The organism is Thermogemmatispora sp. (assembly GCF_019683635.1).
Classification (GTDB): domain Bacteria; phylum Chloroflexota; class Ktedonobacteria; order Ktedonobacterales; family Ktedonobacteraceae; genus Thermogemmatispora.
This window is the reverse complement of sequence record NZ_JADGIA010000292.1, coordinates 1-4,829: the sequence shown is the minus strand read 5'-3', so window position 1 is coordinate 4,829 and position 4,829 is coordinate 1. Positions and strand designations below refer to the sequence as shown.

General features: G+C 60.1%; 4 protein-coding genes. All 4 read right to left on the bottom strand.

The features are described 5' to 3' along the window. A partial coding sequence (locus IRZ31_RS20225; protein ID WP_297157226.1) for an undecaprenyl-diphosphate phosphatase occupies positions 1–362 on the bottom strand: 362 nt, incomplete at its 3' end. Between the two features lie 25 nt (positions 363–387). Beyond that, entirely contained in the window at positions 388–1,497 is a 1,110-nt protein-coding gene (gene mltG / locus IRZ31_RS20220) for an endolytic transglycosylase MltG (protein WP_297157224.1), read from the bottom strand. Continuing rightward, positions 1,494–1,988 carry a Holliday junction resolvase RuvX gene (ruvX, locus tag IRZ31_RS20215; RefSeq protein WP_297157222.1) on the bottom strand — a complete coding sequence of 165 codons (495 nt, stop codon included), beginning with the start codon at positions 1,986–1,988 and terminating at the stop codon, positions 1,494–1,496. The genes mltG and ruvX overlap by 4 nt, the downstream gene beginning before the upstream one ends. Before the next feature lie 329 nt (positions 1,989–2,317). After that, positions 2,318–4,829 (bottom strand): baseplate J/gp47 family protein (locus IRZ31_RS20210; RefSeq protein WP_297157219.1); only part of this gene is annotated, 2,512 nt, incomplete at its 5' end.

Genomic DNA, 4,829 nt, shown 5'->3' with positions numbered 1-4,829 from the left:
GCGAAGAGCTGCTTCAGCGGCTTCTCCAGAAAGACCCCCAGAATCCCCGTCGGGATCGAGCCGATAATGATCAACCAGCTCACCCATTCCTCGGTGCCTCGTTGTACCTGGCCTTCTTTGATGCTCTTCCACAAGGTGCGCAGCACCTGGAGCCAATCGCGCCAGAAATAGATCACGAGCGCCAGGGCTGTTCCCAGATGGAGCGCTGTAATCAAAGGCAGAAAGCGCTCGTTGTCCACAAGATCTCCCCATCCCAGCAGCCCGGGGATGACTACTGTGTGCCCCAGGCTGCTGATGGGAAACAGCTCGGTGATACCCTGCAACAGAGCTAGAAAAATGACCTGTCCGAGATTCAGATTCATCAGCTCTACTCTCGCCGTTGCTTCCTTACTTTAGATACTGCTGAACCTCCTGATCAAACTCGGCCTGAGTCTTGGCAAAGACGGCCCGTCCGTTATCAGGCCGGTTCAGGAAAAAGTAGTAGTCGGTTTGGGCTGGCGACGCCGCTGCCTGCAGGCTGGCCAGGCTCGGGCTACAGATCGGCGTTGGTGGCCAACCCTTATGTGTATACGTGTTCCAGGGACTATCGGGTAGCACCTGCCTACCCGAAGCGGCCAGAGGCGCCCAGTAGCTCTTTGTACCGGGCTGCGAATCGCGTGCGTACTGGACAGTGGGATCTGCATCGAGAAAGCCCGCTGTTTCGGCATTGGGACGATAGACACGGTTCCAGTAGACACTGGCGATCAACGGGCGGTCGCTGTCAAAGGCGGCCTCACGTTCAACAATCGAGGCCAGAATGACCATCTGGTAGAGACTCATATGGTTCGCCGCCGCCTTCGTGTCCAGGTGGTACTGCTGCACCTTGGCCTGGAACTCCTCCAGCAGGCGATCGATCACATCGGTGGTCGTCGCCCCAAGCGTGAAAAAGTAGGTATCGGGGAAGAGAAGCCCCTCCATCGTCGCCCCCGAGGGGAGCTGCTTGAGAAAAGGAAATTTGCTGCGATCGGGGAACTTGGCCGGATTCTTGGTGTAGGCCAGAAAGTCCTGTTTGCTGAAACGTGGCAAGCCCGCTGCCTCAATCTTGTCAGCAATCTGTTCCAGACGCCAGCCCTCGGGGATACGGACGGCGATCTCATCGGGCTGTCCTGTCATGAGCGCATCGATGATGTCGCTCATGTTCATGCTGCTGTTCAGGTTGCGGTAGACGCCAGCTTGCAAATGCTGGTCCAAACCCTTGATCTTGGCCCAGAAACGAAAGGCCAGCGTATTGCGGATCAGTCCCTTGGCCTGAAGATCATTCGCCAGCTGCTGTACCGTCTCATTCTCCTGGACAATGATCGTTACCGTATGTCCCTGGCCAGGCGGGCTTACAGGCTCTAAAACCGCCGAAACCAGGTTCCACGAGACATAGATGAGGCCCAGAACCAGGGCAAAGACCAGAAAGACACTGAGAATGGCCCCCCGTGAGCGAGGAGGGTGAGGACCTCGTACTTTCATTGTGACGCTTCCTCTGGAGCTTGGTGCCGGTGATTCAGGTACTGCTGCAGAATAAGCGTCGCTGCCAGAGCATCGATCCCCTGCCGGTTCCTTCCTCCTTTGCCCTGACCACCTCGATGGCCACCACGCCTGGAACGCCTCCCGCCTTCCTCCTGCTCCCGCTCTGCGAGCAAACGCTGCGCCTCCACCGTTGAGAGGCGCTCATCCCATAGATCAACCGGGATCTTGATATGGCGCTTCAAGCGCTCGACAAAGGCTAGCACGCGCTCTCCCTGCTGATGGATCTGTCCATCAAGGCTGACCGGTAGCCCCACCACGAGCGCCTCAACCTCGTTCTCCTCAATGATGCGCCGCAGCGCCTCCCACAGCCGGACCTCGTTGCCGGCTACCTCCAGCGTTGTATAGGGCGAGGCCAGAATCTGCGAGGCATCACTGATGGCCACTCCGATGCGAGCCTCTCCCACGTCTAAAGCCAGTATGCGAGCCGTCATAAACAGTCAGACTAGCCTGCTGTCTTTTATTTGTTACTACTTCTTACTATAGAAGAGAGCAGTATCCATAGCATTCTAACGAAGGAAGCCTTCACTGTCTACGTCACAAGGGGAAGAATAGCAAGGGTTGGTCTACGAAGCCTTCCCCTCTCTTCCTCAGCGCCACTTCGGCGAGCAGCCAGCCGGTCCGTCAACCTGTTAGTCAAGCGGTCTCCCGCGGCGCTCGCCGCCGGCCTGGCTCAAGAAAAACGCCGACGGACAGCGTGGCCAGCCAGTGAGGGCCTACCTGTCGTCGGCGCTCTCTTCCGTCTACAGCTTCTCCCAGGGAATCAGGAGACCGTCACGATGTTCCGATGGATATGGATATGATCGCGTAGCAAAGGCATCCAGGGATAGAAGCTCGGGTTGACGGAGATGGCCGTCTGGATATCTACGGCCTGCTTTCCAAGGCGAGTGGCCAGCAGGCTGTTGAGATCGTTGAGCGCCTGATCCTTGGCCTTCCCGCTGAGTTGGCTCTGCAGCTCCTCGTTACTGATTGCTGGTCCAACCAGCCCTGTGGCCGTCAAAGTCAGCGTCAAGGAGCTGCCATTGTTGTGGGATGTCCCCTTCAAATCTGCAATAGAGACAGGTTTCTCGCTGAGCACTTCATACCCTTGTTGCTGTTTCTGGATAGCAGCATTGAGAGCAGTGCGGGCCGCCTCCTGAATATCGGCGGCGCGGACCACCAGGACCGCTGCCTGGAAGGTGAGGGTCGCCGTGAAGCTCCCACTAGAGGTCACCTGACCGACGGCGGGCGTCGCATTGACCTGCTCCTGCACCACTGGCTGACCAGCCACATCGCCGTTATGCAGTTGCTGCTTGAGCCAGTCACGCATTTCTTGCTGCAGTCGAGTATCCAATTGACTCTTGATGGTATTGACATCAGCATTGGTCACTTGAGGTACACTTCCCAGGCCACCACCCGAGGTAGGCTGAGGATTTGTGACCGTCAGTTCGTTGGCCGAGGCGCCGATCTGCTGCAGACTCTCGGGGGGAATGACTGTGATGCTATTGGCCGGCACATTGCCGCTGGTGCCGGCATTGACCGCCTCAACCTGGACCGGATAGGTAGTTCCGGGCGTGATCAGTGGCTCGGCGGTCGTTTTGAACTGGATACCCGAGGGAGTGGCCACGATGGTGCCCGTCGGGATGACGAGCGAGTGGCTGCCTTTATTGGTAAACTCAACCGTTCCGTGGGCCTTAACCACGCCAACCCGCGCCAGCCCGCTGGCCCGTCCCTGAGCCTGGACATTGCGGCTAAAGAGCAGAACTTGGGCCGGCAAGGTATGAGCAGCCACATTCAGACGCGTGGTAGAGCTAGCGGTGAACTGGAGATTCTGGCTAAAGGCCCGCGCAGGGAGGGTAAAACTCACCTCAGCGGAAGGAACATAATAGGCAAGAGCTGCGATAATAGCCAACAAGAGCACAAGCACGCCCACGAAGAGCAGCGGGCCACGAGCGCTGACGCTGCGCGTGCTGGCAGGTCGGCGGGGAGAACGGGCAGCGCTGACCCGCGCACCGGCGCCGGTGGTGAGTGCCGTCTTGCTCTGAGGCCGGCCTGAGACCACCTCGCCCGGCTCGCGTGGCGCAGTTCCCGGCAAAGCCGTTCTGGGGGCAGCCGAGCCAGCTGGTCCCCTTACCAGAGAACCGCTGATCACACGTGGAGGCTCAGGGACAGAACGGGGAGGCAGCGCACGCGTGGGCAGGGCCTCAATATCGGGCAGACCCACCTCGCTCTCCTCCTCCTCAGCGCCCGGGATCGCCGTTTCTCCGTCAAAGCCACTCACTCGCGAAGGGGATGATCTGCCATAGCTCCGCGCCCCCAACCCGGACACGGAGGACGGGAAGTCTTCCTCTTCCTCCGCTGGTTCCTCCCCACCAGGGGTACTCCAGCGCTCGACAGAAAGGTGTGTCGATGGCAGGGCGATATCCCCCTGATCACCCAGATCCTCGACCTCGGCTTCCAGCAGCGTCCCGCGCCGACCCGAGATCGCCGGGATATCGTCCTCGACCTCATCGATGGGAGCGAAGGCTCCGCGTTGTTCGGGGAGCGAGCTGGGGGAGATCTCCTCGATACGACTGAAGGGATCGGCTGCTTCCTCTTCTTCCTGGCGCTCTCCTGCTTCAAGGGGGGCAGTAGTATAGGACTGCCGATCCATGCCGGCAGGCGCAGCGTGTACGGGACCCGGCTGCGCGGCCTGGCGAATGTGCTGGGCGGTGCGGAAATCCTCCAGCAGCGTATCCTCAGCTTCATCCTCCTCTTGCCCAGACGGGAGGAGTGGAGAGATCGCCGCGGAGGCATCGATTGGTTCGATATGAAAGTCATAAGAGTGCTCGGTCGATGGCTGAGAGTATCGGCGGACGGAGCCGCCTGCCTCAGCGGGGCGCTGAGGACTGGCCAGGTCTTCGATGAGTGGTTCCCGGCTTTCGTGTGGGCGCCCGAAAGAGCTTGACAATGTGTCAGGCTCCTCCACCCTTTCCAGTGACCTCTGGCCGGGCGCCGGAGCGCGCGGCAGCAACGGTTTCTCCTTCCTCTCCTCAGCTCCGCTAGAGAGCGTGCGCTGCTGCTCAGCGCGAGTACGCGCCGCAAGGCCGCGTGTTGGTGACCGTGAGCTAGAGCTATGTTGCAGGGTACGTGCGGGTCGGCTGCCCGGGCGCGCTCGACTGCTGGGAGGAGAGGTCAGAGACTCAGCCACCTTGAAGCCTGCAGCCTTGACCACCACCCGGACCTGACGATCCGAGCTGACGACGAGCACATCCTTGCCCAGCTCGCGCGTGCGTGCATGCAGCAGCCGCCAACCC

Bases quoted from the DNA above. Each gene is read 5' to 3' on its own strand.
- mltG (WP_297157224.1), bottom strand. From the start codon at position 1,497: ATGAAAGTACGAGGTCCTCACCCTCCTCGCTCACGGGGGGCCATTCTC.
- ruvX (WP_297157222.1), bottom strand. From the start codon at position 1,988: ATGACGGCTCGCATACTGGCTTTAGACGTGGGAGAGGCTCGCATCGGA.